Below are 24,201 nucleotides of genomic sequence, written 5' to 3'. Positions count from 1 at the left end.
GAAAGTGTCAATATTGATGATTACGAGCAGTATCTACGACTAGATTATTCAGGAGCGGTTAGCCTTGAGGACTTTGGCAAAACCGTCTTTCTGACCCGCGAAGAGGCCGAGGCCGCACTACGGAGGGAACGGAATGGCAACAGGATTTAGCACTAAGAGTGGGCCTGATGGATACCGCCTAAATTTCGACACCGACAATCTAGACTACTATTTGCTGATGCAGAAAATAGCCAGACATTGTGTTGATGGGAAACCCGACGCCGCCGTTGCGGAGGTGGTACGCTGTAAGGATTGCGTTTGGCGTGGGCGTGAGGAATGCGCTATGTTTTATTGTTGTAACTGTGGAGAACAGCATACATGGGAAACGGATAACGACTTTTGTTCTTACGGCGCTCGCATGGACAAGGAGGCCGAAAATGCATGAAATCGGCGAAATGCTTACATGCATAGGTGTTTTTTGTTCGATTTGGTATCTTATGTTATTTGGCGCTGCGCTCACCATTGCGGAATTTTGGCCAGAGGAGAAGAAAGAGGTATACATGCAATCGGTGAAGCTCTTGATATCCGTGGTTGTTCTTGGTGTCGGCCACGCGATGTGCGGATGAATGGAGGATGTTGAAATGAAGTGCATCTGTGGATACGAGCAAGACAAGCCATTTGAACAATATAAAAACTTCGTCCCGTCTGGCATAATGAGAAATATACACACAGTAGAAGCGCACAAAAATCTGTATATCTGCCCTAAATGCGGTACAGTAAAATTTGAGGAGGCCGAGCATGAAGTTTCGGAGTAAGACGTGGAAAGTCGTACTTACCATTGATGAGGCATTAGAGCAGTTTTGCGATAGTAAAGAAGACTGCGACTATTGCGAAATTCGGGAACCCGTACAGCAATACAAAGGGACAAAGAGGCCGTGCTATGAATACACAAGGGCCAATCCCTACGAAGCCGCCCGCCTGATGGGCTATGAGGTCGTGGAGGATGACCATATTCCCCAAGCAGAGAAAAAGGAGGAAACCAACATGGGAAAGCCGAGAATTTGCGAGGTGCTGGGGGTCGAGGTAAACCAGAACTTCCAGTTCAACGATTTTCCATTTGACGAATGCAAGGTTTATTTTGTCGGTACAGACGGAGAAATAATAAATGCTAAAGGTGGTTCGGTCACTGGCGGAGAACTGTGCTACATCATTAACAACCCCGACCGCATCATCCACAAGCCCCGCTGGACGGAGCAGGAGGTGGAGAGGGCGAAAGCGATCAAGGTACTGTACCCAGAGGCAGACCACCTCGATGAATGTGACCCACAAATTAAGGTATTGAACACCGAATTTGTTATTGCAACGCTTGATAATGCTTTGTTCACCTCCCTCCGCCCCGGCGAAACCATAAAGCTTGACGAGATCATCGGAGGTGCGGAATGACTAACACCGAACTCTACCGTCTCGCCCTTTCTACATACGGCGCAGAGGCACAAACCATGATGGTGATGGAAGAAATGTCCGAACTGCAAAAGGAGCTGTGTAAGCACGCCAGAGGGAAAGACAATCAGCTTTCCATTGCTGAAGAAATCGCCGATGTGCTTATCATGCTCGATCAGATGATGATACTGCATGATTGCGAAAGCATTGTAGCGCAGTATAAACAGGAAAAACTGGAGCGGCTGGAAGAGAGGTTGAAACAATGAGAGAGATCCTTTTCAAAGCCAAGCGGCTGGATAATAGAGAATGGGTGGAAGGGAGCTTGATTTCGTTTGCAGATGGAGGGCGAGCGATTTTACCATCTAAGAGTGCTGCGCTTTGCAAGAAAGGCGCGTCTCTTTTTTTTACTGTAAATTGTCTTGAGGTTGACCCCTCCACGGTCTGCCAGTACACCGGACTGACCGACAGAAACGGCGCAAAAGTCTTTGAAAATGACAAAATGATATTTTACGCATATGGTAAAAATTATTGTGGATTTGTTGAATTTATTAATGGGTCGTTTGGTGTAAATTGTAAGGTTGCAGAACCGTTTTTGGATGACGCAATCAGCAAACACAAAGCAATTGTCATCGGCAACATCCACGACGGGGAGGGCGGACAGCATGAGGAGAGGCAGAAATGAAACCATCTGAAAAAATGTACACAGCCGAGGAAATGGACCGTGTAATAAAAATCAATATGCGTCTGCTTGAAAAATTCAGGGAACCGCTCCTTGAAGAATATGGGTCAACTGTTTCGGACGTTCTCAAGATGATGGACATGCTATATCAAGAGCAAAACAGCAAAATGCCAGCCATGTGGTACGAATATGGATTTGGCGGGGAGATCGCGGGAGGTGCGGAATGAGAGAAATTGACACGGGCGCTTACCGGCATTTTAAAGGCAAATCGTATAATGTCATTTGCATCGCGCAGCACTCCGAGACAGGAGAAAAGATGGTCGTATATCAGGCGTTATACGGCGACCGTCTTGTTTATGTGCGTCCTTATGAGATGTTTGCAAGCGAGGTAGACCGCAAGAAGTATCCGGATGCGACGCAGAAATATAGATTTGAAAGGTTGTAGGAGATAACCATGCCTGACCTCTATATCAAATACCGCGAAGAAACCCCGTATCAATACCGATACGGGGACGAGAGCGAAGTGATGAGAATGTTTATTGATGGGGGATATAGTACGCAGGAGGAAGCAAAGAAAGCGTGGGAACAAGAACAAAGTGACTGACTACTCACCTGAAATGCTTGAAATGCTCGCGCGCAGAAGAAAATATGACGAGTGGAGGGGAGAAGAGCTTGACCAAAAAGGAACTGTCGCAACTGTATTGGCTGAACAGAGAAATAGAGGAAGAGAAACGGAAGCTGTCAGAGCTTGAGGCGGCAGCAGCAGGATGTACGGCAAAGATCACCGGACTGCCGCATGTGTCGGGCGTACATGATAAAATCGGTGACTTGGGTATCCTGATCGCTGAGCAGAGAGACTTGATCGATCTCAAGGTGCGTCAGTCGGTAATAGAATATAACCGGCTGAATCGATACATAGCAAGTGTAGATGATGCGCAGATGCGGATGATTCTATCTTTGCGGTATGTGAATGGGCTGTCTTGGCAGGAGATCGCAGCCAACATGGGCCAAGATGGGGATGGGAGCACACAGAGAAAAAAGCACGATAAATTTCTGCATCAACTTTCCCTGAAATCCTGATGAACAAAGGCTATAATTATAATTGAGCAAAGCCACGAAGGGCTGAAACTCAAAAGCCTGAAATTCATGTTTTCCTCCGGTCTATCCGTCCTGCAGCAGCGGGGCGGGCATACGGCAGAGTTGAGCAGTGGCAGCTCGCGAGGCCCATAACCTCGAGGCCGCCGGTTCGAATCCGACCTCTGCAACCAGCACCCATCCATGTTTTTATCTCCAAATCCGGAAAGGCACTCTCGCTTGGGGGTGCTTTTCTATTGCCCCGAAAGGAGGTGGGCGTTTGACAGAAAAGCTGACAAATAAACAGGAAGCCTTTGTGCTGGCGCTCATCGAGGGCAAGAGCCAGCGTGATGCATACCGTTCGGCCTACAAAGCGGATCGAATGAAGGACAAAACGGTTGATGAGAAAGCGAGCCGTCTGTTTGCGGAGGGCAAGGTAAGGGCAAGGTTCGAGGAATTACAGGCAAAAGTCCGCAGTGAAGCCGAGCAGCGCAGCGTCGCTTCGGCAGCGGATGTGCTGGAGGAGCTGTCCAACATCGGCATGGGGCGCAAGGAGTACCCAGCCTATGATATGTTCGGCAACAAGTTCGACCGTTACCCAAGCGTCCCGCAGCGCACCAAGGCGCTTGAATTGCTTGGGAAGAAGTACGGGCTGTTCACCGATCGCGTGCAGTTCGATGGCAATGCGCTGGTGCAAATCGTAGACGATATTCCGGAGGGCGACATTGACCCGGCTGAGTAGCTGTATTGCACCGGCGTTCTATCCGGTCCATACTGCAGTCAAGAGCGATCAGTACACACATTACTGGCTCAAAGGCGGGCGTGGCTCGACCAAGTCTTCCTTTGTGGCGTTAGAGATCGTACTCGGCATCATGGAGTACCCGGACACAAACGCGGTTGCATTGCGCAAGGTTGGGCTGTACCTGAAGGACAGCGTGTATGAGCAGCTTGTCTGGGCGATCGAAAAACTGGGAGTGTCCCACCTGTGGGATCAGCGCATCAGCCCAATGGCGCTAATCTATCTGCCGACTGGGCAGCGCATCCTGTTCCGCGGTGCGGACAAGCCCAAGAAGATCAAGTCCACTAAGGTGTCCAAGGGCTATATCCGGTACATCTGGTACGAAGAGTGTGATGAGTTCCTTGGGAAAGAGGAACTGGACACGATCAACCAGTCGCTCATGCGCGGCGGCAGCCGGTTTGATATCTTCTACAGCTACAACCCGCCGAAGTCGCAGACCAACTGGATCAACCGTGAGGTAGAAACACAAAAGCTGCGGCCGGATACGCTGGTACATCACAGTGATTACCGTTCTGTGCCGGAGCCCTGGCTGGGTGACCCGTTCCTGCAGGAGGCAGAAGAACTACAGCGCACGAATAAAGCGCGGTACCGACATGAATACCTGGGCGAGGTCACCGGTACCGGAGGCGAGGTGTTCCAGAATGTCACGCTGCGGGAGATCACCGCAGAAGAACGTGCATCTTTCGACCACATCCGGCGCGGCCTTGACTGGGGCTATGGTCCGGATCCGTTTGTGTATCTTGCGCTGCACTACGACCGCAAGCGGCGCCGGCTGTTTATCTACCATGAGTTTTACAAGCACCGGGCGGGATTTGATGAGATCGCCCGCGAGATAAAGAAAGAAAATCTGGATCGCCGTGAGGTCACCGCGGAAAGCGCTGAGCCGCGCTCGAATGATGAGCTGAAAAGCAGGGGCATCCGCATCAGTCCGGCGAAGAAAGGCTCCGGGAGTGTAGAGCATGGAATCAGCTGGCTGCAGGATCTGAACGAGATCGTCATTGATCCCGTAACCTGCCCGAACGCAGCGCGTGAGTTCAGCGGCTATGAACTAGAGCGCACCGCAGACGGCACGGCGTTCAAGTCCGGTTATCCGGATAAAGATAACCATACAATCGACGCTGCAAGATACGCTTGTGAGCGCGATATGAAGAAGGGAGGCGTCAGCGTTTGGAAGTGAACAGCAGAACGATCCAGTTCCTATTGGAGGGACATGGGAAGTTTATCACGCAGGCCGAATGCGCACGCCAGTATTTTGCCAACCACAACAAGATCAAGGACGACACTGGGGTGCTGCAGCGGCAGGTCGAGGCTGAACAGGAAGTCGGTAATCCGCTGCGGATGGCCGATAACCGCATCTCGCATAACTGGCATAACCTGCTGGTTACACAGAAGGTAAGCTATGCGCTGTCCTTCCCGCCGACGTTTGACCTGGGCGATAAAACGTCCAATTCTCGTATTGCTGAGGTGCTGGGGGATCAGTACACCGGCACTGCAGTTCAGTTGGGGCTGGACGCAAGCAATATTTCGGTGGGATGGCTGCACTACTGGCGGGGAGAGGACGGCGGTTTTCGGTATCACACAGTCGATCCGGTACAGATCATTCCGGTGTTCTCGGGTACGCTGGATAGCGACCTGGTTGCCGTTCTCCGGTGCTACACCCTGCTGGATCCGGAGAAAGCGCAGTACATGCAGGTGTGTGAGTTCTGGGATGATACGCGGGTGCGCTTTTACCGCCAGAATACCTATGGCAAGTACGCATATTTCGACTATCCTGAGCTCGGCAGGGAGATGGTACATGGCCTGGGCACCGTGCCGTTTATCCCGTTTTACAACAACGCACAGCACATGGGCGACCTGCCGCTGTACAAAGACCTGATTGACGCGTATGACAAGGTAGTATCGGGCTTCGCAAACGATATGGAGGATGTGCAGGAGATCATCTTCGTGCTGAAGAACTACGGCGGCGAGGACAAAACCGAGTTTGTGCAGGATCTTCGGCAGTCCAAGGTGATCAAGGTGGAGGCTGACGGCGGCGTGGACACGATCCGCGCAGAGATCCCCCATGAAGCGCGCGGTGAGTTTCTGGACCGTGTACGCCGGCAGATTTTTGTATCCGGCATGGGTGTTGACCCTGATCCGGAACGGTTCGGGGACAGTTCGGGTGTGGCGCTCAAATACCTGTACAGCCTGCTGGAGCTCAAAGCGGGTATGATGGAGACACAGTTTCGTACCGGCTTTGCCGAGCTGGTGCGCGCGATCTGCCGTGTAGAGGGTATGGCCGAGCCGGCAAAGATTATCCAGACCTGGACACGCAATATGGTGCAGAATGATCTGGAGACGGCACAGATCGCGGCGCAGTCGGTCGGTGTGATTTCGGATCAGACGATTGTCAAGAATCACCCGTGGGTCGATGATGCCGAGGCAGAGCTGAAGCAGATGAAGAAGGAAAAGGAAGAGGCGGCGAAGGAACAGCCTCAATTCCAGTTCCCCACGCAGGCCATAAACGGCCAGCAGGACGGTGACCCTGTAAATGGCGACGGCAGCGAGTAAAATGAACAGCGCCTACTGGCGCAAGCGGACAGTCCGGCAGGCTGAGCAGCAGATGCAGGCGGATGAGAAGCTGAATCAGGATATTGCGCGTGAGTACGAGCGGATTCTGCATGAACTGGATCAGGAGCTGAGCTCTTTCTACGCACGGTACGCACAGAACGAGAGTATCAGCATGGTCGAAGCCCGCAGGCTGCTAAAAGATGCTGAGCTCGAGGACTTCCGCATGTCGCTCGATGAGTTCCGCGCCAAAGCGATTGCGGGCGGCTATGACAAGGAACTGAACGAGATATATCTGCGCACGCGCGTCTCCCGCCTGCAGGCGCTGCAAACGCAGATCAGGCTGCGTATCCAGGAACTGTTCCAGGAGCAGCAGGAGCAGTTGCATGATCACCTGGCAGGCATCTATACGGATGCCTACTATCAGACGGTGTACACTGTCAGCCAGCAGACGCCGGTGCTCGCATCGTTCGCGCGGGTCGATACCGATACAGTCGAAAAGCTGCTTTCCAAGCCATGGCTGGACAGCGACTTTTCCAGCCGCATCTGGGCAGATCGGGACAAGCTGCTGCGTGAACTGGAAACCGCGCTGTCCCGCTCGTTCGTACGGGGCGAGCCGCTGCAGCGGGTTTCCAAGCAGTTTGCTGAGCGGATGGGTGTGTCCCAGAGCCGTGCGGCAACGATGATCCACACGGAGAGCGCCCACGCAGCCGCAGAAGCGACCGCGCGGGGATATCAGGAAACCGGCGTCAGCGAATACACGTTCGATGCGTCGCTTGATCTCAAAACCTGCCCGATCTGCGGGGCGATGGACGGTATGACATTCAAAGTCTCGGAACGCGAGACCGGCGTCAACTACCCGCCGGTGCATCCGCGGTGCCGCTGCACGACGGTCCCCGAAACAGAGTTTAAGATCTCAGGCGAGCGGGCTGCTCGCAATCCCGTGACCGGAAAGACCGAGTATGTCGAGCAGGACATGACTTATGCCCAGTGGCATAAAAAGTATGTCGAGGATGACCCAGCGGGCGCTGCGGCTGAAAAGGCATACCGCAACAGGCATGCGGATCAGAAGCAGCACGAACGGTATTTGGAGCGCCTTGGCAGTAAAAACGTGCCGAAATCATTTGCCTCGTTCCAGAAAATGAAGTATAATGAGCCTGAGAAATGGAACGCCTTGCAGCAAGCCTACAAGGATCAGCCGATCCGCGACAGGCTTCGATCCGGCGAACAGCCGTTGACGGTCGTGCCGGATAAGCAGGGCAAGCATATCCGAGGGCATAAGAACTATATGGAAGGCCGCAGCTATCTGACGATTACGCAGGAGGACGCACAAAAGCTGGTCGATCAGTATGCGGGTACCGGCGAACTTTTGCGGGACAGTAAGGGAAAGTGGACGAACAAGGAATTTATTACGGTTAAAAAGCAGATTGGCGTCTGGTGTGACCAGATGACAAGAGAGGAAAAACTCACTCGCCGCTTTACTATTCATTATTCCAAAACAGGCGTGCACATTGTACCAGCTAAGGAGAGGTAGTAATGGATCTAATACAACACATGAGGAGGTTGTTCGCCGAGCGAAATCCCGATGAGATGGACATACGATTACGTGTCACTTATCAGGATGGAACCGTCCTGACAGGAAAGTATACGGCGCTGGTTGGTCCGTTGGACAACGAACCCGAAATTGCGGAGATCGATTTTTACAGGGATGATAACGGGGCGCTGACAGGCGCATATGAAGACGAGCTCGCAGATGTTGAAATCATGGAGTGAGGTAAGCGGAGAAAAGGGATGAAACTGCGCTATATCGGTCCGTCATTCGGTATTGATGGGCTGACGGATGGTAAAATATACGAGGCTGTCGAGGAAGACGGAATGTATCGAGTTGTTGACGACAGCGGGGAAGATTATCTCTATTCCATGACAGATCCTGCACCGCTGGATGGGAGCAGCCCGGGCGGGCGATGGGAAGTCATAGAGAGTTGACGAAAAAGGTCGAGCTGCGTTATACTGCATACAGGGAAATAGCGCTTTGTGGTAGAGATTGTGCTGCTACGCACCCTCGGGGTCAAAAGAGATGCGGGAAAGGGTACACCCGCCAAAGCGCTGTTTCTAAAAGTGGGCTTTGAGGTGGTAGATTTCGTAGCGACCACACGCCGATGGCACGACAGGGGAAACCCGAGAGATGCAGGAGAATGCTACGCCTGCCAAAGTCCCGAAACCTCAACGAGGGCGCTTCGGAAACGGGGCGCCTTTGTCGTAACACAACCGAATGAACGAAACCACCAAGCCGAAAGGCAAGGTGGTTTTTTCATGCAAAAAATTAAGAAAGGACGCAACAATATGGACTTTTTGAAAACACTGTTTGAAGCCGGCGCGCTGACATGGGAGCAGTTTTCCGAGGCGGCGAAGAAGGCGGGCTTCGAGGTAGTCAACGCAGCGGGGGGCGCGTATGTCCCCAAGACGGACCTGGACACCAAGCAGCGCGAGCTGGACACGGCAAACACCACGATCAGGGATCTGCGCGAGACCGCGAAGGCGTGGGATGGTAAGGACCCCAAGAAGCTGGAGGACGACCTCAAGACCCTTCAGACCAAGTACGACACCGATACTGCGAATATCAAGCGGGACGCCGCGATCGACCTTGCGCTGGTAAAGGCGCATGCCCGCGACCCGCAGTTGACCAGAGCCGCGCTCAATATGGATGAGATCAAGCTGGACAAGGATGGCAAGGTCGCTGGCCTTGATGCGCAGGTCGAGGGGCTGAAGAAGGATAAGGCATGGCTGTTCGATGACGAAGCAGGCAATGCCGGTAACAATGGTAAGGGCGCAGCCGGCGGCAATCCTGCTGCGGGCGGCTCTGCATACACTCCCGCCGCAGGCGGAAAACCCAACACCGTGACCGACTTGGGCAGTGCGATCGCGGAACACTACAATGCGTAAAAAGAAAGGAAGATGACAAATGCCCGTAACGCTTGCACAAGCAAAGGTCGGTATGGCCGACCACATTGACCAGACGGTTATCGACGAGTTCCGCCGCGGTTCGCTGCTGCTTGATCGTCTGACCTTCGACAACTCGGTATCGCCCGGTACCGGTGGTTCAACCCTGACCTATGGCTACACCCGTCTGAAGACGCCCGCCGGCGCGGCATTCCGTGAACTCAATGCGGAGTACACCGAGACCGTAGCCGACCGCGAGACCAAGAGCGTCGACCTGAAGATCTTCGGCGGCATGTTCAAGGTGGATCGCGTGATTGCAAACACCACCAACGGCCAGATCAACGAGGTACAGTTCCAACTGCAGGAGCATATCAAGGCAACCACCAACCTGTTCCACTATACCGCGATCAACGGTGATGCGGATACAACCGGCTTTGACGGTCTGGATACCATGCTGGTCGGCAGCTCGACCGAACTGAACACCAGCGCGCAGACCGCGATCGACCTGTCTACCTCGTCCGCGATCGACACCAACTACAAGACCGTGCTGGATATGATCGATGCGCTGCTCAGTGAGCTGGACGGCCAGCCGACTATGTTTATCGGCAACGGCGCGCTGCTGACCAAGATCCGTTCCTGCGCCCGCCGCGCCGGATACCTGACCCACTCGGAGGACGCGTTCGGCCGTCCGGTCACCGGATACAACGGTATCCCGTTCATGGACATGCAGTATTTCTACGACACCACCCAGTCGAAGGAAGTCCCAGTCGTGCCTATTGTATCGCGCAAGTATGGCGAGAGCCCGTCCGAAACCACGGTTGACGGCCTGACCGATCTGTACGTGGTGCGTCTGGGTCTGGACGGTTTCCATGCGGTATCTCCCGCAGGCGGCAAGATCATCAACACGACCCTGCCGGACTTTTCCACCGCAGGCGCGGTCAAGGCAGGCGATGTGGAAATGGTCGCAGCGACCGTCCTGAAGAAGACACGCGCGGCCGGTGTGCTGCGCAACTTCAAGGTCAAGTAAGGAGGACTTTGACATGTACAGAATCAAAGCGCCGAGCGAAAGCTATGAACGCAAGATCGGCGGGATCCGTTTTATAAAAGGCGTTGCCGAGACGGATGATGCCTGGCTTGCGTCCTGGTTCTCTGGACGGCCGGGCTTTACGGTCGAACTGGTACCAGTAGAAGATCCGGCAGAAGGCACGGAGGAAAAACCTGTCGCGCAGGCCAAGAAGCCGGCCGGAAAGCGAGGGAAGCAGGATGACAAAGGAAAAGCTGATGACGCGGGTGAAAAGCCTGCTGTCGACGGTGCCGGAGCAGACGCTTAACTTTGCCTGCGATCTTGTGATCGAGGAGATCTGTAACTACTGCAACCTCCTGGAAGTGCCGGACCAGCTGCTGAACACAGCGACCCTGATGGTGCGGGGGCTATACAACAGTACACAGCTGGGTACAGAGCAGATGCAACCGGCGGTCAAGGGAGTGTCGCGCGGCGATACGTCCTATTCTTTCGCGTCGGTTGCCGAGCAGATGGCCCAGCTGATCTCCTCGGGCGATTTCCTGACGGACTACCGCGTGCAGCTGAACGCTTTCCGGAAGATGCGGAGGTGATGGCGCATGCTGGGTAATCCCGATCTGGAACGCAAATGGCTTGAGCTGACTTATGACGGCGTAATGACCGTCACGGGCAGCAAAAAGCAAAATGTAGACGGAGAGACGGTCTCCGCACCGAATGTGGTGCTGTATGAGAATCAGCCCTGCGCACTGTCTTTCTCCGGCACACCGGATGGCAACCAGGGCGAGGACGCAGGTGAGATCAGCTACCGGGGCACGATTTTCTGCGCGCCGGAGCTGGACATCCCCGCAGGCTGCCGGATCATGGTCATGCAGTACGGTAAGAGCTATGCGCTGGTATACAGCGGGGAGGGCATCACCTACCCGACGCATCAGCAGCTGTCGGTCAGTCGGAAGGGGCGGGCGTAATGGCGAGTTGGGGAAACTGCGATTTCTCAGAGTTCAGGGCGATGGCAGACCGCTTCCGCGCTGCCGCCGACACCCGCGCCAGCGAACAGTTTACCCGCGAGGTACTGCAGGAGCTGGGCAATATGCTGCTGCGCAGTACTAAGCGGCGCACCCCAGTCGATACCGGACACCTGCAGCGGAACTGGTTCATCAGCAGCGTGCGGCAACGTGGCGACATGTTTGAGATCGAGATCTACAACAACACCGAGTATGCTCCGTGGGTCGAGAACGGTCACCGTATTGTAAGAAACGGTGAGACCGTTGGTTGGCGCGAGGGTATCTTCATGCTGCGGCTTTCTGTACTGGAGATCGAACGGCTTGCGCCGGAGGTGATCGGCAAGCGGTCGGACAAATTCCTGAAGCAGCTGATGGAGGGCAGCAAATGATCAACGTGATAATGGAGATCAAAACGGCGCTGCGTACGCAGTATCCGGAAGACCAGTACGACGTGTACACGGAATCCATCGAGCAGGGCTTTACGGAACCCTGCTTTGCGATTCATCAGCTGCGCGCAGATGTCACTCCATATCCGAGCCGCCGGACCGAGATCGTGCAGTACTTCGACGTACGCTTCTTCCCCACGGAAACGCGGCCGCGCGGGCAGTGCAGGACGGTGGCGGCAACGCTTACGTTCCTGCTTCGGAAACTCACCGGACTGCGCGGTACGGGGCTCAGTTGGGAGATCACAGACGATGTGCTGCACTTCTTCGTCAGCTATCGGCAGTTTGTACGGGAGGTTCCCGAGGAAATCCTGATGGAAACCCTGCAGCAGAACACAAGAACGGAGGACTGATATGGCAGTCAGAAAAAAGCAAACCGAAGCAAAAACGCCGGAAGCGCCTGCCTTTACCAAGGATCAGCTTCTGACGTTTGACAAATACCGTGGACGGCGCGACCTGCTGGGGACGCTGCTCGAGGACGGCCGGGGCTATACCTATGCCGTGGTGGACGCGCTGGTCGATAATTTTATGAAAGGAAAGGTGAAATAAGCTATGGCACTTGGCGGTGGTACGTTTACCATACAGAACAAGATTCTGCCCGGCGCGTATATCAACTTCGTTTCGGCGGCGCGCGCGTCAGCGACGTTGTCTGATCGCGGCGTTGCCGCCTTCCCGCTCCAACTGAGCTGGGGGCCGGAAAATGAGGTGGTCACGGTCGGGAGCCGCGATTTCCAGAAGGACAGCCTGAAGCTGTTCGGCTATGCGTATACGGCCGATGAATTGCGGCCGCTGCGGGAGCTTTTCGCAAACGCACAGACACTGCATGTGTTCAATTTGAACACTGGTGGAAAAAAGGCAAGCTGTAAATACGCGGATGCAAAATATCCCGGCAAAGTGGGCAATAACCTCCGGATCGTGATCGGACAGGGGGAGGGCTACGAGGCGGAAGAGAACGAAGTGTTCGACGTATCCGTCTACCTCGGTTCTGTGCTGGTGGACATCCAGCGGGGCGTCAAGGCGGTTTCCGAACTGCGGCCGAACGACTACGTGGTGTGGAAGGGCGAGGAAGCGTTTGATGTGTCGGTAGGCATCACGTTTACCGCAGGCGCTGACGGAACGGCGCAGGACGCGGCCTATCAGGCATTTCTAGACAAAATCGAGCCATACAGCTTTAATGTCATGGGCTGCGATACGACCGACGATACGGTGAAGGGGCTGTTTGCGAATTTTGTCAAGCGCCTGCGCGATGAGCAGGGCGTCAAGTTCCAGCTCGTCCTTTTCCGCTATTCCAAGGCAGACTATGAGGGCGTGATCAGTGTCAAGAACGGCCTCGCGGGCGCGGATGCCGACCCGTCTATGGTCTACTGGGCCACGGGCGCAGAGGCGGCCTGCGCGGTCAATAAGAGCCTGACCAACGTGACCTATACCGGCGAGTACACACCGGACGTGAATCTCACCCAGACCCAGCTTGAGAATGCGATCGCGGCCGGTGAGTTCGTGTTCCATCGTGTAGGCAGTGAGGTGCGTGTCCTGACCGACATCAACACGTTTGTATCTGTTACTGATGAAAAGTCTGCGGACTTCTCAAGCAATCAGGTGATCCGTGTGCTCGACCAGATCGCAAACGACATCGCGATACTGTTCAATACCAAGTATCTGGGCAAGGTGCAGAACGATGCGGCTGGCCGCGTCAGTCTGTGGAGCGATATTGTGCAGCACCACAACCAAATGCAAACCATCCGCGCGATCCAGAATTTTGACAGCGAGCAGGTGACTGTGCAGGCGGGTGATCTGCGCAAGGCGGTTTCGGTTACGGATTATGTACAGCCGGTCGCTGCCATGGAGCAACTGTATATGGTCGTAACTGTACAGTAAGGAGGCGCAAGAGCGAATGAACCCCACAATGAATGCAAATGATGCGGTTTACGGGTCGCTGGCCGAGTGCTATGTAACGATTGACGGCAACCGCTATAACATGATGCAGCTGTACGACTTTGAATCGTCCGCTGCAATCAATCTGATCGACGTACCCATTCTTGGCCGAACCGGTAAAGGCAAGAAGCCCGCGGGCTGGTCGGGGACATGGAAAGGGACAGCACATTATAACCAGTCGGTGTTCCGCAAGTGGTTTCTGCACTACAAGAAAACCGGCGAGCTGACGCCGTTTGAGATTCAGGTGTCCAACGAAGATCCGTCCTCGGCGGCGGGCCGTCAGACGATCACACACACCGGCTGCCTGATCGACAGCATTATCCTGGCAAAGTTTAATGCGGGCGACGACCTGCTGGACGAGGAGATCAGCGGCACCTTTGACGACTGGGATATGCCGGAAACATTCGACATGCTGGACGGTATGGAGTAAAGGAGGAAATGTATAATGGGCGGATTATCCGCATTCATGGCGCAAAACGTCAAGAAACCCGAGAATATCAAGCTGGTCGTATCCGACCGCTTTGTGGATGAGAACGGCAAACCGATCGAGTGGGAGGTGCGCTGCATCTCCAGTGAGGAGAATGAGGTCCTCCAGCGCGACTGCATCCGGCAGATCCCGATCCCCGGTAAGCGCAACCAGTACCGGCAGGCGGCGGACACTGTTCTCTATGGCCGGAAACTGGCTGCTGCCTGCACGGTTTTCCCCAATCTCAATGACGCGGAGCTGCAGGACAGCTATCACGTCAAGTGCGCAGAGGATCTGATTGTCAAGCTGCTGAGCGTGCCCGGCGAGCTGGCTGCGTACATCGACTACCTGGAGGGGATGTGCTCGCCGAATCAGTCGCTCGGAGATCTGGTGGACGAGGCAAAAAACTGATAAAGGACGGTGATACTGAGGCTTCTGTGGCGCATTTCTGCCTGCAGAAGCTTCATATTTTGCCGTCCGAATTTCTGGGGCTGCCAGTAAAAGACCGTGCCTTTATTATCGCATCCATCCAGGCAAGGATTGACAGCGAGAAGAAAGCAGCAAGGGAAGCAAAGGCGAAAGCCAAAGCCCCGCGCGGGCGGCACCGGAGGCGATGAAAGGCGGTGACGTGATATAGCCGTATCACAGACTTTACAGCTCAGGGACGGTATGAGCGCCACCCTGCAGCGGATCGCATCCCGCATGGATGCGGTCAACCAGCGCTTCGAGCGCATGCAGAACCTTGGAGGGCATCCCATTCCGACAGGCACTTACGATCACCTGCAGTCTGAACTCGCTGGCGTTAGGTCCGAAGTACAGAAAATGGCAGACGATTTCGACCAGCTTTCGCAGAGCATGCAAGGCGCACAGATTCCGGCAAATACCCTTATGGGTACGCTCAAGCGGATCGGTGCAGCTTTCATCGGCTCTCAGATCGTGAAAGGCGTGGTCGGCATGTCGGATGAGCTGACGCAGACCACCGCCCGCCTGAACCTGATGAACGACGGCCTTCAGTCCACCGCTGAGTTGCAGGACATGATCTACCAGTCAGCCTTGCGGTCACGCGGTGCGTACACGGATACGGCCGCGGCGGTTTCCAAGATGGGTCTGCTCGCCGGCGACGCGTTTAACAGCAATGAGGAAACGGTTGCCTTCGTCGAGCAGCTGAACAAGCAGTTCAAGATTGCCGGGACGTCTACCGAAGGGCAAGCTGCCGCCATGCTACAGCTGACGCAGGCCATGGGCGCAGGCGTTTTACGCGGCGAAGAACTCAACTCGGTATTCGAGCAGGCACCGACGATTATTCAGGCGATCACGGATTACCTCGGCATCACAACGGGCGAGCTGCGTGACATGGCGGCAGATGGGCAAATCACTGCAGAAATTGTCAAAAACGCCATGTTCGCGGCCGCTGATGAAACGAACGCTAGGTTTGAGAGTATCCCCATGACGTGGGCGGATGTGTGGACGCAGGCAACCAATATAGCCACCATGGCATTACAGCCGCTGCTGGAGGGGATAAACTGGCTGGCGAACAATCTTGCGGTTATCGCACCGCTGGTGATCGGTATCGGCGGTGCGGTCGGTATCCTGGTGCTGCTGGCCAACTGGGCGAATATCTGTGCCGCCGCGACCAGGCTATGGGCAGCCGCGCAGTTAACGCTGGATGCGGCAATGGCAGCGAGCCCGATCGGTGTAATCATAGCCCTTGGCGCCCTGCTGATAGGTGTGATCTTTTCGATCGTTGCAGCTATGAACAAGGCGCAGGGGACAACAGTACGCGCTCTTGGGGTTATTACTGGCGCGTTTGCTGTAGCTGGCGCGTTTATTTATAACACGTTTTATCTGCCAGTTTGGAATCTGTTCGCAGACCTCTGCAATTTTATCGGGAACGTATTTAACGATCCAGTCGCTGCGATCGAGATTCTCTTCCTGCAGCTTAACCAGCGCGTGGTCGGTTTCGTGCGGGATATGGTGGAAAAGATCGAGAGCCTGATCAATCTGATTCCGGGCGTTGAGGTCAATATTACCGGAGGGTTGGACAGCTTTTATGACAGCTACAGCCAGCGCATCCAACAGATCAAGGATGAATCCGGCTGGCAGGAATTTGTCCAGCGGAAAGAAGCGATCGACTACAGCGTTGCCTATAACGCGGGATATGACTGGGGCGCAAGCCTACAGGACAGCATCGCGAGCTCGATGGGGTTGGACGCTCTCTCCGATACCACCGACCCGACGGTTGGCCTGCTTTCGAGCATCGCGGATAACACCGACCAGATCGCGGACGATGTGGAGATGTCCACCGAAGACCTCGAGCTGCTGCGCGACATTGCGGAGCGGCAGGAGATCAACAAATATACGACCGCTGAGATCCGTGTTGAGATGGTGAACAACAACACGATTTCCTCTGAAATGGACATTGACGGCGTGGTCAACCTGCTGGAGGTCAGGGTGCAGGAAGCGATGGCGGCCAGCGCGGAAGGAGTGCATATCTGATGTATCAATTTTATATGGACGATATACTGCTGCCGGTCACGCCGGGCGCGATGACGCTGAAGGTCGCCAACCAGAACAAGACCGTCACGCTGATCAACGAGGGCGAGATCAATATCCTCAAGCTGCCTGGCCTGAGCAAGATCAGCTTTAATGCGCTGCTGCCGAATAAAGAGTACCCCTTTGCACAGTACGAGGGCGGTTTCCAAAATGCGCATTACTACATGGACAAGCTGGAACTGCTGAAGACGAAATGCCTGCCGTTCCAGTTTCAGATGATCCGGACAGATGACCGCGGAGAAATGCTGATGGATTCGCTGGACATACAGGTTTCGCTCGAAAGCTATGAGCTGGAGGAGAGCGCAGAGGAATACGGGGTCGACGTTATGGCGAAGATAGCGCTTCTGCAGTATAAGTCCTACGGCACAAAAACGATCGAGTTTAAGAAGACCGGAACCACGACCGAAGCAAGGGTTACCGAAAAGCGCGATACTTCTACCGCGCCGAAGACAACCAGTTATACGGTCGCATCCGGTGATAACCTGTGGGATATTGCCCGGGTCAAGCTTGGAGACGGCTCGCGTATGAACGAGATCTACGAGCTGAACAAGGATACCATCGAAGCCGCAGCCAAAAAGTACGGCCGGTCCAGCAGCTCAAACGGCTGGTGGATCTACCCCGGTACCGTGCTGCAGCTGCCGTCGTAAGGGGGCGTGGCTATGGGTAAATATGTATGGCCCTGCCCAGGGTACAGCCGCATTTCCAGCGGTTACGGCAACCGTGTACACCCAATTAGCGGGAAAGTTCAATTCCACGACGGCATTGACCTGGCTGCCGCATCCGGCACACCGATCCTCGCATTTGGCCCCGGTACAGTCACCATGTCTGGGTGGAACGGCGGATACGGCAACTACATCAGCATTGACCACGGTGGCGGCCTGATGAGCTTCTACGGCCACTGCTCAGCGCTGTATGTATCCAAGGGTGCAACGGTAAAGGCAGGGCAGAAAATTGCGGCTGTCGGCACAACGGGCAGCTCGACCGGCAACCATCTGCACTTCGGTATGCACAGGAACGGCTCGCCGGTTAACCCACAGAGTTATGTCAAAGACAGCGACACGACCGCGAACTATACAGGCTCCGGCGGGGGCAGCGCGACCAACACGGTCAAGGCCATGTTCACCGCTTACTATCCGGCTGATAATGCAATGGAGGGCGGGTTCCTGGATGCAATGGGCAGTCCGCTCGATACATCCAAGCGCACCTGTGCAGCGCCGCCCTCCGTGCCGTTCGGTACCAAGGTGACCGTACAGGGGACGGGAACCAGCTTGGACGGCGTGACATATACGGTCAACGACCGTGGGAGCGCGATCCAGATTGAAAACGGTGTATATCATTTCGATCTGCTGATGCGCACGAACGAGGAGTGCAACAACTGGGGCGTCAAGTACGGCACAGCCATCATCGGCGGAGACGGGGCTTCCTCTGGATCAGCTGAGGAGAGTGAACCGCAGTCCAAGCCGATCACTAAGGTGGTCGTCAAGTCGACCACAGGTGCTGCCGGCACGCGCAAGGAGGACCTGCGGCAACTGCCGAGCTACCAGCAGGCGGGCATCGAGATCACCATCCAGAACAACAATAACCAGATGCAGAACCCCATTGTCGAGGGGGATGTCGTCTGGGAGACTACGCGCCGGGGATCACCGTCCTCGCTCAAATTCACAGTCGTCAAAGACGAGATGCTGAACTTCCATGAGGGGAATCCGGTGTCCTTCCGGTTTAATGGATCGGACGTGTTCTATGGGTATGTGTTCAGTAAGAGCCGCAGCGACAGCCTGCTGATCGACGTCACCTGCTATGACCAGCTGCGGTACCTGAAGAATAAGGATACGATATCCTACGAGAACAAGACCTACACAGAGCTGCTCAAGATGCTGGCAGCCGACTATGGTCTGACCGTCGGTACGGTAGCAGACACCAAGTACAAGATCCCGCAGCGTATCGAGGAAGGGACGTTGTTCGATACGCTCGGCAACGCCTCCGACCTGACGCTGATCAACACAGGAAAGGTGTTCAACCTGTACGACGATTTCGGCAAGCTGACGCTCAAGCCCTACGAGGAGCTGCTGCTGCCGATCTATATCGATGAGGATACCGCACAGGATTATACCTACACTTCGTCCATCGACAGCGACGTATACAACCGCATCAAGCTCGCCTATGACAACGGTGAGACCGGCGAACGCGAAGTGCATGTAATGAACGATACCGCCAGTCAGGGGCGCTGGGGCGTGCTGCAGTACTACGCCAAGCTGGACAGCGCGCTGTCCACTGCCGATCTTCAGACCAAGGCACAGGCGCTTCTCAAATATTTCAATGTTATCCGGCGCGAGCTGACTATGAAGAAGGTGTTCGGTGACATCCGCGCGCGAGCTGGTGCGTCTGTTGCCGTCGGTATGGGGCTGGGTGATATCAATATTTCAAACTACATGTGCATCGAAAAGGCCAAGCACACTTTTTCGCATGGCCTGTATACGATGGACCTGTATCTGTCTGGAATAAGGGGTGAGTTCAGTGCCTGATTTGGTGGAAATGATCAAGCAGATCGCGGCAGACGTCTATGACGCGAAAGCACCGATGGAGATCTGCTATGGGACGGTGCAGTCCCTTAGCCCGTTCAAAATCCGGCTGGATCAGAAGAAGACGTTCGGGAAAGAGTATTTCATCGTCCGCTATGGAACAACGACACAATCCTTTGAGGTGGGGGACGAGCTGATCCTGATCCGGATGCAGGGCGGGCAACAGTGGTTAATCCTTGACAGAAAGGGGGCGCTCTGATGCTTCCGACCGATTACAACGACGGCCTTGTGCAGGACTTCACGATCAAGACCCAGCCGACGCTGACCTATCGCCTGCGGTTTGACGGCCGCCCAGCGGGCGGGATGCTGAACGGCACAGAGGCCATGAAGCAGGCTGTTTTCCTTGCTCTGCAGACCGAGCGGTTCTGTTATGCAATCTACTCGTGGAACTATGGCGTCGAGCTGGAGCGGTTGTTCGGCGAGGGCATTACGCCGTATCTGCAGGCGCGTATCCGGAGCGCTATCGAGGACGCGCTTCTCGCGGATGACCGGATTACGCAGGTGGACGGTTTTTCTTTTGAGCGTACCGGCCGTGAGCGGCTGACGGTGACGTTTACTGTGCATACCACGCAGGGCGACATACAGTCCGACTATGAATTTACGGGAGGTGCGGCATGATCGGAAAATACTCGGATCAGATGACATTCGAATACATACTCGGCCGGATGCTCGACCGTGTACCTGATACAGTGGACAAACGCGAGGGAAGTGTCATTTATGATGCGCTGGCGCCGGCCGCGGCCGAACTGGCCAAGACATATATGGAGCTGGACGTGGTCATGGACGAGACGTTCGTAGATACTGCCAGCTTGCAGTACCTGATCCTGCGCTGTAAAGAGCGCGGTATTGAAGCCCAGGGAGAAACAGCGGCCATCATTCAAGGCACATTCACTCCCGCTATGTTGGAGCTGACCGCAGGTACGCGGTTCAACTGCGACGACATCAATTACGCCATTACTGAAAAGATATCCGACGGCGTATATCGCCTGCAGGCAGAAACACTGGGTACTGCCGGAAACAAGTACAGCGGGACACTACTGCCGGTCGAGACGGTAAATGGTCTGCAAACCGCCGAGATCACCGGTGTGCTGATCCCGGGCGAGGATGGCGACACGACCGAGACGCTGCGTGAAAAGTATTATGCTTCGATCGATGGGGAGTCGTTCGGCGGCAACGTGGCTGATTACAAGGAAAAAGTAAACGCTATCCCAGGTGTGGGCGGTGTCAAAGTGTATCCTGTTTGGAATGGGGGCGGGACGGTAAAGCTCGTCATCATCGCCTCTGATTGCACGGTACCTTCAGAGGAATTAGTCCAGCGGGTACAGACCTTCATTGATCCGGAAGCCAATCATGGAGAAGGGCTTGGCATTGCCCCTATCGGTCACACGGTCACGGTCACAGGCGTAACAGCGCAGACTGTTAATATTCAGAGTAATATCACGTTCATCAGCGGTTGGAGCTGGGAGGCCGCGCAGAGTCAGATCGAGGATGCAATCAAGACTTATTTTGCTGAGCTTGCGGAGGAGTGGGAGGACGCGGTCGCAACGATCGTGCGCATCTCCCAGATTGAAACACGGCTGCTGGATCTGCCTTGCGTACTGGACATCACGGATACAACGCTTAACGGGCAGGCGAAGAACCTGCAGGTGGATGCGGACAGCATCCCAATGATTGGAACGGTCGGGGAGGTGGGTACATGAGAAAAAAGCTGCAAGACTACTTGGCGCCTATCCTGTTGAGAACCTGCGAGTTCCCGTTGCTGTGCCAAGGTGAACAGCCGGAGTTTGACGCGTTGGCCGCCGGCGTGACCGAGGTGCTGAATTCACAGTTTGTCATGACCGCGCCGCTGCGTGGTATTGAGCGGTATGAGAAGATTTTCGAATTGACAGCACAGAATACGGCTACGCTCGATGAGCGCCGGTTCACTGTACTTTCTGAAATGAATGCACAATTGCCTTATACGGTGCGGTCGCTACGCAGAATGCTCACCGCTTTGTGTGGGGAAGATGGGTATTCGTTAGAAATAGACAATGATTCATATGAATTACTGGTGAGAGTGCCTGTTCAGGAGCGGAATAAGCTGCAAGCTGTGCGCGATATGTTGTGTGCTGTTGTTCCGGCCAATATGGTTTGCCTGGTGGTGGCACATTTGATGCGTGAGGCGCAGGCGGTGACGCGTCTCGCGGCGGCGGGTACGAAGGCGAAACATTACGGAGAACACGAGGTGATGCTATGAGTTGGACAAATGCGGCGGTCACGGCCGCGGGACACGCCCTGCAGGCGGCGCTCGTCGGCACGGGCAAGGGGCTGGTATTTACGCGCGCGGCAAGCGGCGCGGGGCTGGCCGCCGGAACGCTGGAGGAGCAGACCGCAGTCACGGACGAACGGCAGGCGCTCTCCCTGCAGCCCGCGCAGGTGCTGGAGGGCGCAAAGGTACGGGTACGGGCGGTACTGGTCAACACCGGCCTTTCGGCGGGCTACACCATGCGCCAGCTTGGCTTTTACGCGCGCGCCGAGGACAGCGGGGACGAGGTGCTGTATGCGCTGGTGCAGGACGAGGCGGGCGACCCCATCCCAGCCGCAGCGGAAAGCCCGGGCTTTTCGGTGGACTGGACGTATGTTTTCAGCTTTGGGGGCGCGGCCGAGGTGACGGTGGAGCTGGACCCTGCGGGCGTGATCGGCTGGGGCGCGGTCGGCCAGCCGGACGGCGTGGCGGGGCTTGGGCCGGACGGAAAGGTGCCGGAGGAGCAGATGCCGGAGATGGATTATGTCCCCGCGGGAAGCGCTGCGCCGATCGAAGGGCTTCCAACGAATGACGTTCGCACCGGCACCGTGCGGGATGGCCAGAGCATCGCGGCGGGGGATGTGGTGAATGTTCAGGACGGGGAAATCTACCGTGATGTTGTGGCACAGAAAAACGTGGAAACAGTACTTTTATCTGTGGGAACATCTAGTTGTGCATGTGATACTTTCCCAGACGGCGTAATACTCGCGTCGCTTACTAGATCTTCTGATAACGGACCTACAACTTGGCTCTTAGATAGTGACGGGCGAATTATTACGAGTATTGCTGGAGAATCAAATGATAGAAAAACCCGTCAGGTGTTTTGTCTGTCGAATACGCTATGTGGAATACTAAATCGGCTTAGCGACAATAGGGTTACTGTTCAATATCTTACCCGAAATGGTAACAGCCTTTCTGTAAAAAACACATTCCTTGTTATAGCCGACACAGCTAATACGGATGCCGTTGCGGTTTCGTTATCTCCACTGACGCATTTGTTAATTTCCGGATCAGCCACGTCGTTGAGTGTAATGATACGCGATACGGACAAGAACCAGAGCATATCTGCCGGAACATTAAACGTTAATGTTTATAGCTCCTCCCTCTCCGCAACCCGCATCCCAGACGACGACAATGGAAACAAGCGCGCATGCATCTTCTTTTCCGATGCCGGAGATGGTATCAAGGGCAAGGCTGTTATTGTGACGATTGACAGCTCCAATGCGGTGACGTTTGGCGAGGTTGCGACGATTATAAATTCAACAGCGCATCATGTTCAGTGCACATACTCTAACGGGGTAATCTATGCTTTGTCTCAAACCACCCTATATGTATTTAATGAAGCCCTATCTGTTCTGGGTAATGCCGGCCTTTATGGTAGCGGCACAAGCGGTGCTGATACAGCATTGATTGGATTGCCGACCGGTGTTGTTGCAGTAAACGGTTCAACAAATTATAATGCTGTTTTTGCAACATGGAACGGAACATCAATCGAGCACGGAAGTCCATATAAGTTTAATATTGGAAACCCATCAAACTATGTCTCTGGAACACGAATTTCAGACAATGAAATTCTACTCGCTTATGCCGATACAGGCAACTCCAACTACGGCACCACCACCATCCTTGAAATCTCCGGCGACCAGATCGCAGGTTCGTTCCTGGACAATTCCAAAGACGCAATCGCTCTTGAATCCGGAAAGGGCGGAGATACCATCAAACTCGGTTTTGGTGGGTACTGCGCATGTGAGGGCGTAACCGCAGGTCAGACGATCGATTCAGAGGGCGTGACGGCGTATAGCCCGCTGGATGGGTGGCTGGAAATCAAGGATCAGTGGGCGAAAGGATATGTAACAGGAGAGTATACGGGTAACGGTACTTATGGCGCTGGTAACCCTACGGTGATTGACGTAGGATTTAGACCACAATGTTTAATTATCGAAGTTGTATCTGCAGGTAGTGCTACCGGAGTTGTTTTTATCGCGCTTAACGGCGTAAATGTTTCGTATTCATTACCAACTTCCGCTGCGGTAACTATATCGTTCGATAAAACGCAAGTTTCGTTTTATTCCGTTTCTGCATCAGGACAGATGAATCTCAGTGGTGCTGTTTACCGCTATATCGCATGGAGGTGACCATATGCTCATTATCAACACGGAAACCAGACAGATGCGCACCCTCCACCACGGACAAGCACCGGACGGATGGATTCCGGTCCCTGTCAGCCTTGAACCCTGTGCGCGTGCCTACTGCCCGTACTGCGAACTGGCGATTGAGGACGGCGCGCTGGTGGATATTACGCCGACCGCACGGCCTCCTGAACCGGAGCCGGAACCGACGCAGGAAGAACAGCTCCGCGCGGACGTGGACTTTATCGCGGCTATGACGGGGGTGGAGCTATGACAGTATTTGAAATGGCGCGGCATTATTACCCCAAGCTGTGGGACATTGGCCGGATAGACCA

General features: G+C 54.8%; 34 protein-coding genes and 1 tRNA gene. All 35 read left to right on the top strand.

What is annotated here, in order from left to right:
• Nucleotides 1–416: 416 nt before the first annotated feature.
• The 35 genes from H8S45_RS14360 to H8S45_RS14190 all read left to right on the top strand — a co-directional run bounded on the left by H8S45_RS14360 (nt 417) and on the right by H8S45_RS14190 (nt 24,140).
• On the top strand, nt 417–605 hold the full coding sequence (locus tag H8S45_RS14360; protein ID WP_054328563.1) for a hypothetical protein: 189 nt from the start codon (nt 417–419) through the stop codon (nt 603–605).
• Nucleotides 606–777: 172 nt separating this feature from the next.
• The gene (locus H8S45_RS14355) at nt 778–1,422 is read left to right on the top strand and encodes a hypothetical protein (protein WP_186950343.1); all 645 of its coding nucleotides are present in this window, start codon (nt 778–780) and stop codon (nt 1,420–1,422) included.
• Nucleotides 1,419–1,685: a nucleoside triphosphate pyrophosphohydrolase family protein gene (locus H8S45_RS14350; protein WP_186950341.1), complete on the top strand. Its 267-nt coding sequence runs from the start codon at nt 1,419–1,421 to the stop codon at nt 1,683–1,685. Before H8S45_RS14355 ends, H8S45_RS14350 begins: the two co-directional genes overlap by 4 nt.
• Nucleotides 1,682–2,101: a YopX family protein gene (locus H8S45_RS14345; RefSeq protein WP_186950339.1), complete on the top strand. Its 420-nt coding sequence runs from the start codon at nt 1,682–1,684 to the stop codon at nt 2,099–2,101. The genes H8S45_RS14350 and H8S45_RS14345 overlap by 4 nt, the downstream gene beginning before the upstream one ends.
• Nucleotides 2,098–2,325, top strand: coding sequence for a hypothetical protein (locus H8S45_RS14340; RefSeq protein WP_186950337.1), 228 nt, complete (start codon nt 2,098–2,100; stop codon nt 2,323–2,325). The genes H8S45_RS14345 and H8S45_RS14340 overlap by 4 nt, the downstream gene beginning before the upstream one ends.
• A complete protein-coding gene (locus tag H8S45_RS14335; RefSeq protein WP_186950335.1) occupies nt 2,322–2,543 on the top strand; it encodes a DUF1653 domain-containing protein in 222 nt (73 codons plus the stop codon). Before H8S45_RS14340 ends, H8S45_RS14335 begins: the two co-directional genes overlap by 4 nt.
• A 9-nt stretch (nt 2,544–2,552) precedes the next feature.
• Nucleotides 2,553–2,702 (top strand): hypothetical protein, encoded by a 150-nt coding sequence (locus H8S45_RS14330; RefSeq protein WP_186950333.1) that lies wholly within the window; start codon nt 2,553–2,555, stop codon nt 2,700–2,702.
• Nucleotides 2,703–2,770: 68 nt separating this feature from the next.
• Nucleotides 2,771–3,178, top strand: a complete 408-nt coding sequence (locus tag H8S45_RS14325) for a hypothetical protein (RefSeq protein ID WP_186950331.1) — start codon at nt 2,771–2,773, stop codon at nt 3,176–3,178.
• Nucleotides 3,179–3,291: 113 nt separating this feature from the next.
• A tRNA-Met gene (locus tag H8S45_RS14320) sits at nt 3,292–3,366 on the top strand.
• Nucleotides 3,367–3,452: 86 nt separating this feature from the next.
• On the top strand, nt 3,453–3,914 hold the full coding sequence (locus tag H8S45_RS14315) for a terminase small subunit (protein ID WP_186950329.1): 462 nt from the start codon (nt 3,453–3,455) through the stop codon (nt 3,912–3,914).
• Nucleotides 3,898–5,148, top strand: a complete 1,251-nt coding sequence (locus H8S45_RS14310; protein ID WP_186950327.1) for a PBSX family phage terminase large subunit — start codon at nt 3,898–3,900, stop codon at nt 5,146–5,148. The genes H8S45_RS14315 and H8S45_RS14310 overlap by 17 nt, the downstream gene beginning before the upstream one ends.
• Nucleotides 5,145–6,521, top strand: a complete 1,377-nt coding sequence (locus H8S45_RS14305) for a phage portal protein (protein WP_330603210.1) — start codon at nt 5,145–5,147, stop codon at nt 6,519–6,521. The genes H8S45_RS14310 and H8S45_RS14305 overlap by 4 nt, the downstream gene beginning before the upstream one ends.
• Entirely contained in the window at nt 6,502–8,052 is a 1,551-nt protein-coding gene (locus H8S45_RS14300; protein WP_186950323.1) for a polymorphic toxin type 50 domain-containing protein, read from the top strand. The genes H8S45_RS14305 and H8S45_RS14300 overlap by 20 nt, the downstream gene beginning before the upstream one ends.
• A gap of 2 nt (nt 8,053–8,054) precedes the next feature.
• The gene (locus H8S45_RS14295; RefSeq protein WP_186950321.1) at nt 8,055–8,291 is read left to right on the top strand and encodes a hypothetical protein; all 237 of its coding nucleotides are present in this window, start codon (nt 8,055–8,057) and stop codon (nt 8,289–8,291) included.
• Nucleotides 8,292–8,309: 18 nt separating this feature from the next.
• Nucleotides 8,310–8,504, top strand: a complete 195-nt coding sequence (locus H8S45_RS14290; protein ID WP_186950319.1) for a hypothetical protein — start codon at nt 8,310–8,312, stop codon at nt 8,502–8,504.
• Nucleotides 8,505–8,831: 327 nt separating this feature from the next.
• Entirely contained in the window at nt 8,832–9,461 is a 630-nt protein-coding gene (locus H8S45_RS14285) for a phage scaffolding protein (protein ID WP_186950317.1), read from the top strand.
• 19 nt (nt 9,462–9,480) lie between these two features.
• On the top strand, nt 9,481–10,485 hold the full coding sequence (locus H8S45_RS14280) for a major capsid protein (protein WP_186950315.1): 1,005 nt from the start codon (nt 9,481–9,483) through the stop codon (nt 10,483–10,485).
• Between the two features lie 13 nt (nt 10,486–10,498).
• Nucleotides 10,499–10,789 carry a hypothetical protein gene (locus tag H8S45_RS14275; RefSeq protein WP_186950313.1) on the top strand — a complete coding sequence of 97 codons (291 nt, stop codon included), beginning with the start codon at nt 10,499–10,501 and terminating at the stop codon, nt 10,787–10,789.
• Complete coding sequence (locus tag H8S45_RS14270; RefSeq protein ID WP_186950312.1) at nt 10,722–11,072, top strand: head-tail connector protein; 351 nt, start codon at nt 10,722–10,724, stop codon at nt 11,070–11,072. The genes H8S45_RS14275 and H8S45_RS14270 overlap by 68 nt, the downstream gene beginning before the upstream one ends.
• Before the next feature lie 6 nt (nt 11,073–11,078).
• Nucleotides 11,079–11,444, top strand: coding sequence for a hypothetical protein (locus H8S45_RS14265; protein WP_186950310.1), 366 nt, complete (start codon nt 11,079–11,081; stop codon nt 11,442–11,444).
• Entirely contained in the window at nt 11,444–11,869 is a 426-nt protein-coding gene (locus tag H8S45_RS14260) for an HK97 gp10 family phage protein (RefSeq protein ID WP_186950307.1), read from the top strand. Before H8S45_RS14265 ends, H8S45_RS14260 begins: the two co-directional genes overlap by 1 nt.
• Nucleotides 11,866–12,276 (top strand): phage tail terminator family protein, encoded by a 411-nt coding sequence (locus tag H8S45_RS14255; RefSeq protein WP_186950305.1) that lies wholly within the window; start codon nt 11,866–11,868, stop codon nt 12,274–12,276. Before H8S45_RS14260 ends, H8S45_RS14255 begins: the two co-directional genes overlap by 4 nt.
• A gap of 1 nt (nt 12,277) precedes the next feature.
• On the top strand, nt 12,278–12,472 hold the full coding sequence (locus H8S45_RS14250) for a hypothetical protein (RefSeq protein WP_186950347.1): 195 nt from the start codon (nt 12,278–12,280) through the stop codon (nt 12,470–12,472).
• 3 nt (nt 12,473–12,475) lie between these two features.
• Nucleotides 12,476–13,798 carry a phage tail sheath family protein gene (locus H8S45_RS14245; protein WP_186950303.1) on the top strand — a complete coding sequence of 441 codons (1,323 nt, stop codon included), beginning with the start codon at nt 12,476–12,478 and terminating at the stop codon, nt 13,796–13,798.
• Nucleotides 13,799–13,814: 16 nt separating this feature from the next.
• Nucleotides 13,815–14,285 carry a phage tail tube protein gene (locus H8S45_RS14240; RefSeq protein ID WP_186950301.1) on the top strand — a complete coding sequence of 157 codons (471 nt, stop codon included), beginning with the start codon at nt 13,815–13,817 and terminating at the stop codon, nt 14,283–14,285.
• Nucleotides 14,286–14,300: 15 nt separating this feature from the next.
• Nucleotides 14,301–14,732 carry a phage tail assembly chaperone gene (locus H8S45_RS14235; RefSeq protein WP_186950299.1) on the top strand — a complete coding sequence of 144 codons (432 nt, stop codon included), beginning with the start codon at nt 14,301–14,303 and terminating at the stop codon, nt 14,730–14,732.
• Nucleotides 14,733–14,990: 258 nt separating this feature from the next.
• On the top strand, nt 14,991–16,817 hold the full coding sequence (locus H8S45_RS14230) for a tape measure protein (protein WP_186950297.1): 1,827 nt from the start codon (nt 14,991–14,993) through the stop codon (nt 16,815–16,817).
• Nucleotides 16,817–17,521 (top strand): LysM peptidoglycan-binding domain-containing protein, encoded by a 705-nt coding sequence (locus tag H8S45_RS14225; protein ID WP_186950295.1) that lies wholly within the window; start codon nt 16,817–16,819, stop codon nt 17,519–17,521. The genes H8S45_RS14230 and H8S45_RS14225 overlap by 1 nt, the downstream gene beginning before the upstream one ends.
• Nucleotides 17,522–17,533: 12 nt before the next feature.
• Entirely contained in the window at nt 17,534–19,396 is a 1,863-nt protein-coding gene (locus H8S45_RS14220; RefSeq protein ID WP_186950293.1) for an XkdQ/YqbQ family protein, read from the top strand.
• Complete coding sequence (locus H8S45_RS14215; RefSeq protein WP_186950291.1) at nt 19,389–19,652, top strand: DUF2577 domain-containing protein; 264 nt, start codon at nt 19,389–19,391, stop codon at nt 19,650–19,652. The genes H8S45_RS14220 and H8S45_RS14215 overlap by 8 nt, the downstream gene beginning before the upstream one ends.
• Nucleotides 19,652–20,071 carry a DUF2634 domain-containing protein gene (locus tag H8S45_RS14210; RefSeq protein ID WP_186950289.1) on the top strand — a complete coding sequence of 140 codons (420 nt, stop codon included), beginning with the start codon at nt 19,652–19,654 and terminating at the stop codon, nt 20,069–20,071. Before H8S45_RS14215 ends, H8S45_RS14210 begins: the two co-directional genes overlap by 1 nt.
• Nucleotides 20,068–21,153 carry a baseplate J/gp47 family protein gene (locus H8S45_RS14205; protein WP_243182493.1) on the top strand — a complete coding sequence of 362 codons (1,086 nt, stop codon included), beginning with the start codon at nt 20,068–20,070 and terminating at the stop codon, nt 21,151–21,153. Before H8S45_RS14210 ends, H8S45_RS14205 begins: the two co-directional genes overlap by 4 nt.
• On the top strand, nt 21,150–21,689 hold the full coding sequence (locus H8S45_RS14200; RefSeq protein WP_186950287.1) for a putative phage tail protein: 540 nt from the start codon (nt 21,150–21,152) through the stop codon (nt 21,687–21,689). The genes H8S45_RS14205 and H8S45_RS14200 overlap by 4 nt, the downstream gene beginning before the upstream one ends.
• Nucleotides 21,686–23,872, top strand: coding sequence for a hypothetical protein (locus H8S45_RS14195; protein WP_186950285.1), 2,187 nt, complete (start codon nt 21,686–21,688; stop codon nt 23,870–23,872). Before H8S45_RS14200 ends, H8S45_RS14195 begins: the two co-directional genes overlap by 4 nt.
• Before the next feature lie 4 nt (nt 23,873–23,876).
• Entirely contained in the window at nt 23,877–24,140 is a 264-nt protein-coding gene (locus H8S45_RS14190; RefSeq protein ID WP_186950282.1) for a hypothetical protein, read from the top strand.
• Nucleotides 24,141–24,201: the final 61 nt, after the last annotated feature.

The organism is Agathobaculum faecis, from assembly GCF_014287995.1.
Classification (GTDB): domain Bacteria; phylum Bacillota; class Clostridia; order Oscillospirales; family Butyricicoccaceae; genus Agathobaculum; species Agathobaculum ammoniilyticum.
The sequence above is the reverse complement of the archived record's forward strand: the minus strand, read 5'-3'. Positions and strand labels throughout refer to the sequence as shown.

Excerpts from the sequence above, each read along its gene's own strand:
- H8S45_RS14360 (WP_054328563.1), top strand. The coding sequence starts at position 417 with ATGCATGAAATCGGCGAAATGCTTACATGCATAGGTGTTTTTTGTTCG.
- H8S45_RS14355 (WP_186950343.1), top strand. The coding sequence starts at position 778 with ATGAAGTTTCGGAGTAAGACGTGGAAAGTCGTACTTACCATTGATGAG.
- H8S45_RS14350 (WP_186950341.1), top strand. The coding sequence starts at position 1,419 with ATGACTAACACCGAACTCTACCGTCTCGCCCTTTCTACATACGGCGCA.
- H8S45_RS14345 (WP_186950339.1), top strand. The coding sequence starts at position 1,682 with ATGAGAGAGATCCTTTTCAAAGCCAAGCGGCTGGATAATAGAGAATGG.
- H8S45_RS14340 (WP_186950337.1), top strand. The coding sequence starts at position 2,098 with ATGAAACCATCTGAAAAAATGTACACAGCCGAGGAAATGGACCGTGTA.
- H8S45_RS14335 (WP_186950335.1), top strand. The coding sequence starts at position 2,322 with ATGAGAGAAATTGACACGGGCGCTTACCGGCATTTTAAAGGCAAATCG.
- H8S45_RS14330 (WP_186950333.1), top strand. The coding sequence starts at position 2,553 with ATGCCTGACCTCTATATCAAATACCGCGAAGAAACCCCGTATCAATAC.
- H8S45_RS14300 (WP_186950323.1), top strand. The coding sequence starts at position 6,502 with ATGGCGACGGCAGCGAGTAAAATGAACAGCGCCTACTGGCGCAAGCGG.
- H8S45_RS14295 (WP_186950321.1), top strand. The coding sequence starts at position 8,055 with ATGGATCTAATACAACACATGAGGAGGTTGTTCGCCGAGCGAAATCCC.
- H8S45_RS14290 (WP_186950319.1), top strand. The coding sequence starts at position 8,310 with ATGAAACTGCGCTATATCGGTCCGTCATTCGGTATTGATGGGCTGACG.
- H8S45_RS14285 (WP_186950317.1), top strand. The coding sequence starts at position 8,832 with ATGCAAAAAATTAAGAAAGGACGCAACAATATGGACTTTTTGAAAACA.
- H8S45_RS14280 (WP_186950315.1), top strand. The coding sequence starts at position 9,481 with ATGCCCGTAACGCTTGCACAAGCAAAGGTCGGTATGGCCGACCACATT.
- H8S45_RS14275 (WP_186950313.1), top strand. The coding sequence starts at position 10,499 with ATGTACAGAATCAAAGCGCCGAGCGAAAGCTATGAACGCAAGATCGGC.
- H8S45_RS14270 (WP_186950312.1), top strand. The coding sequence starts at position 10,722 with ATGACAAAGGAAAAGCTGATGACGCGGGTGAAAAGCCTGCTGTCGACG.
- H8S45_RS14265 (WP_186950310.1), top strand. The coding sequence starts at position 11,079 with ATGCTGGGTAATCCCGATCTGGAACGCAAATGGCTTGAGCTGACTTAT.
- H8S45_RS14260 (WP_186950307.1), top strand. The coding sequence starts at position 11,444 with ATGGCGAGTTGGGGAAACTGCGATTTCTCAGAGTTCAGGGCGATGGCA.
- H8S45_RS14255 (WP_186950305.1), top strand. The coding sequence starts at position 11,866 with ATGATCAACGTGATAATGGAGATCAAAACGGCGCTGCGTACGCAGTAT.
- H8S45_RS14250 (WP_186950347.1), top strand. The coding sequence starts at position 12,278 with ATGGCAGTCAGAAAAAAGCAAACCGAAGCAAAAACGCCGGAAGCGCCT.
- H8S45_RS14245 (WP_186950303.1), top strand. The coding sequence starts at position 12,476 with ATGGCACTTGGCGGTGGTACGTTTACCATACAGAACAAGATTCTGCCC.
- H8S45_RS14240 (WP_186950301.1), top strand. The coding sequence starts at position 13,815 with ATGAACCCCACAATGAATGCAAATGATGCGGTTTACGGGTCGCTGGCC.
- H8S45_RS14235 (WP_186950299.1), top strand. The coding sequence starts at position 14,301 with ATGGGCGGATTATCCGCATTCATGGCGCAAAACGTCAAGAAACCCGAG.
- H8S45_RS14230 (WP_186950297.1), top strand. The coding sequence starts at position 14,991 with ATGAGCGCCACCCTGCAGCGGATCGCATCCCGCATGGATGCGGTCAAC.
- H8S45_RS14225 (WP_186950295.1), top strand. The coding sequence starts at position 16,817 with ATGTATCAATTTTATATGGACGATATACTGCTGCCGGTCACGCCGGGC.
- H8S45_RS14220 (WP_186950293.1), top strand. The coding sequence starts at position 17,534 with ATGGGTAAATATGTATGGCCCTGCCCAGGGTACAGCCGCATTTCCAGC.
- H8S45_RS14210 (WP_186950289.1), top strand. The coding sequence starts at position 19,652 with ATGCTTCCGACCGATTACAACGACGGCCTTGTGCAGGACTTCACGATC.
- H8S45_RS14205 (WP_243182493.1), top strand. The coding sequence starts at position 20,068 with ATGATCGGAAAATACTCGGATCAGATGACATTCGAATACATACTCGGC.
- H8S45_RS14200 (WP_186950287.1), top strand. The coding sequence starts at position 21,150 with ATGAGAAAAAAGCTGCAAGACTACTTGGCGCCTATCCTGTTGAGAACC.
- H8S45_RS14195 (WP_186950285.1), top strand. The coding sequence starts at position 21,686 with ATGAGTTGGACAAATGCGGCGGTCACGGCCGCGGGACACGCCCTGCAG.
- H8S45_RS14190 (WP_186950282.1), top strand. The coding sequence starts at position 23,877 with ATGCTCATTATCAACACGGAAACCAGACAGATGCGCACCCTCCACCAC.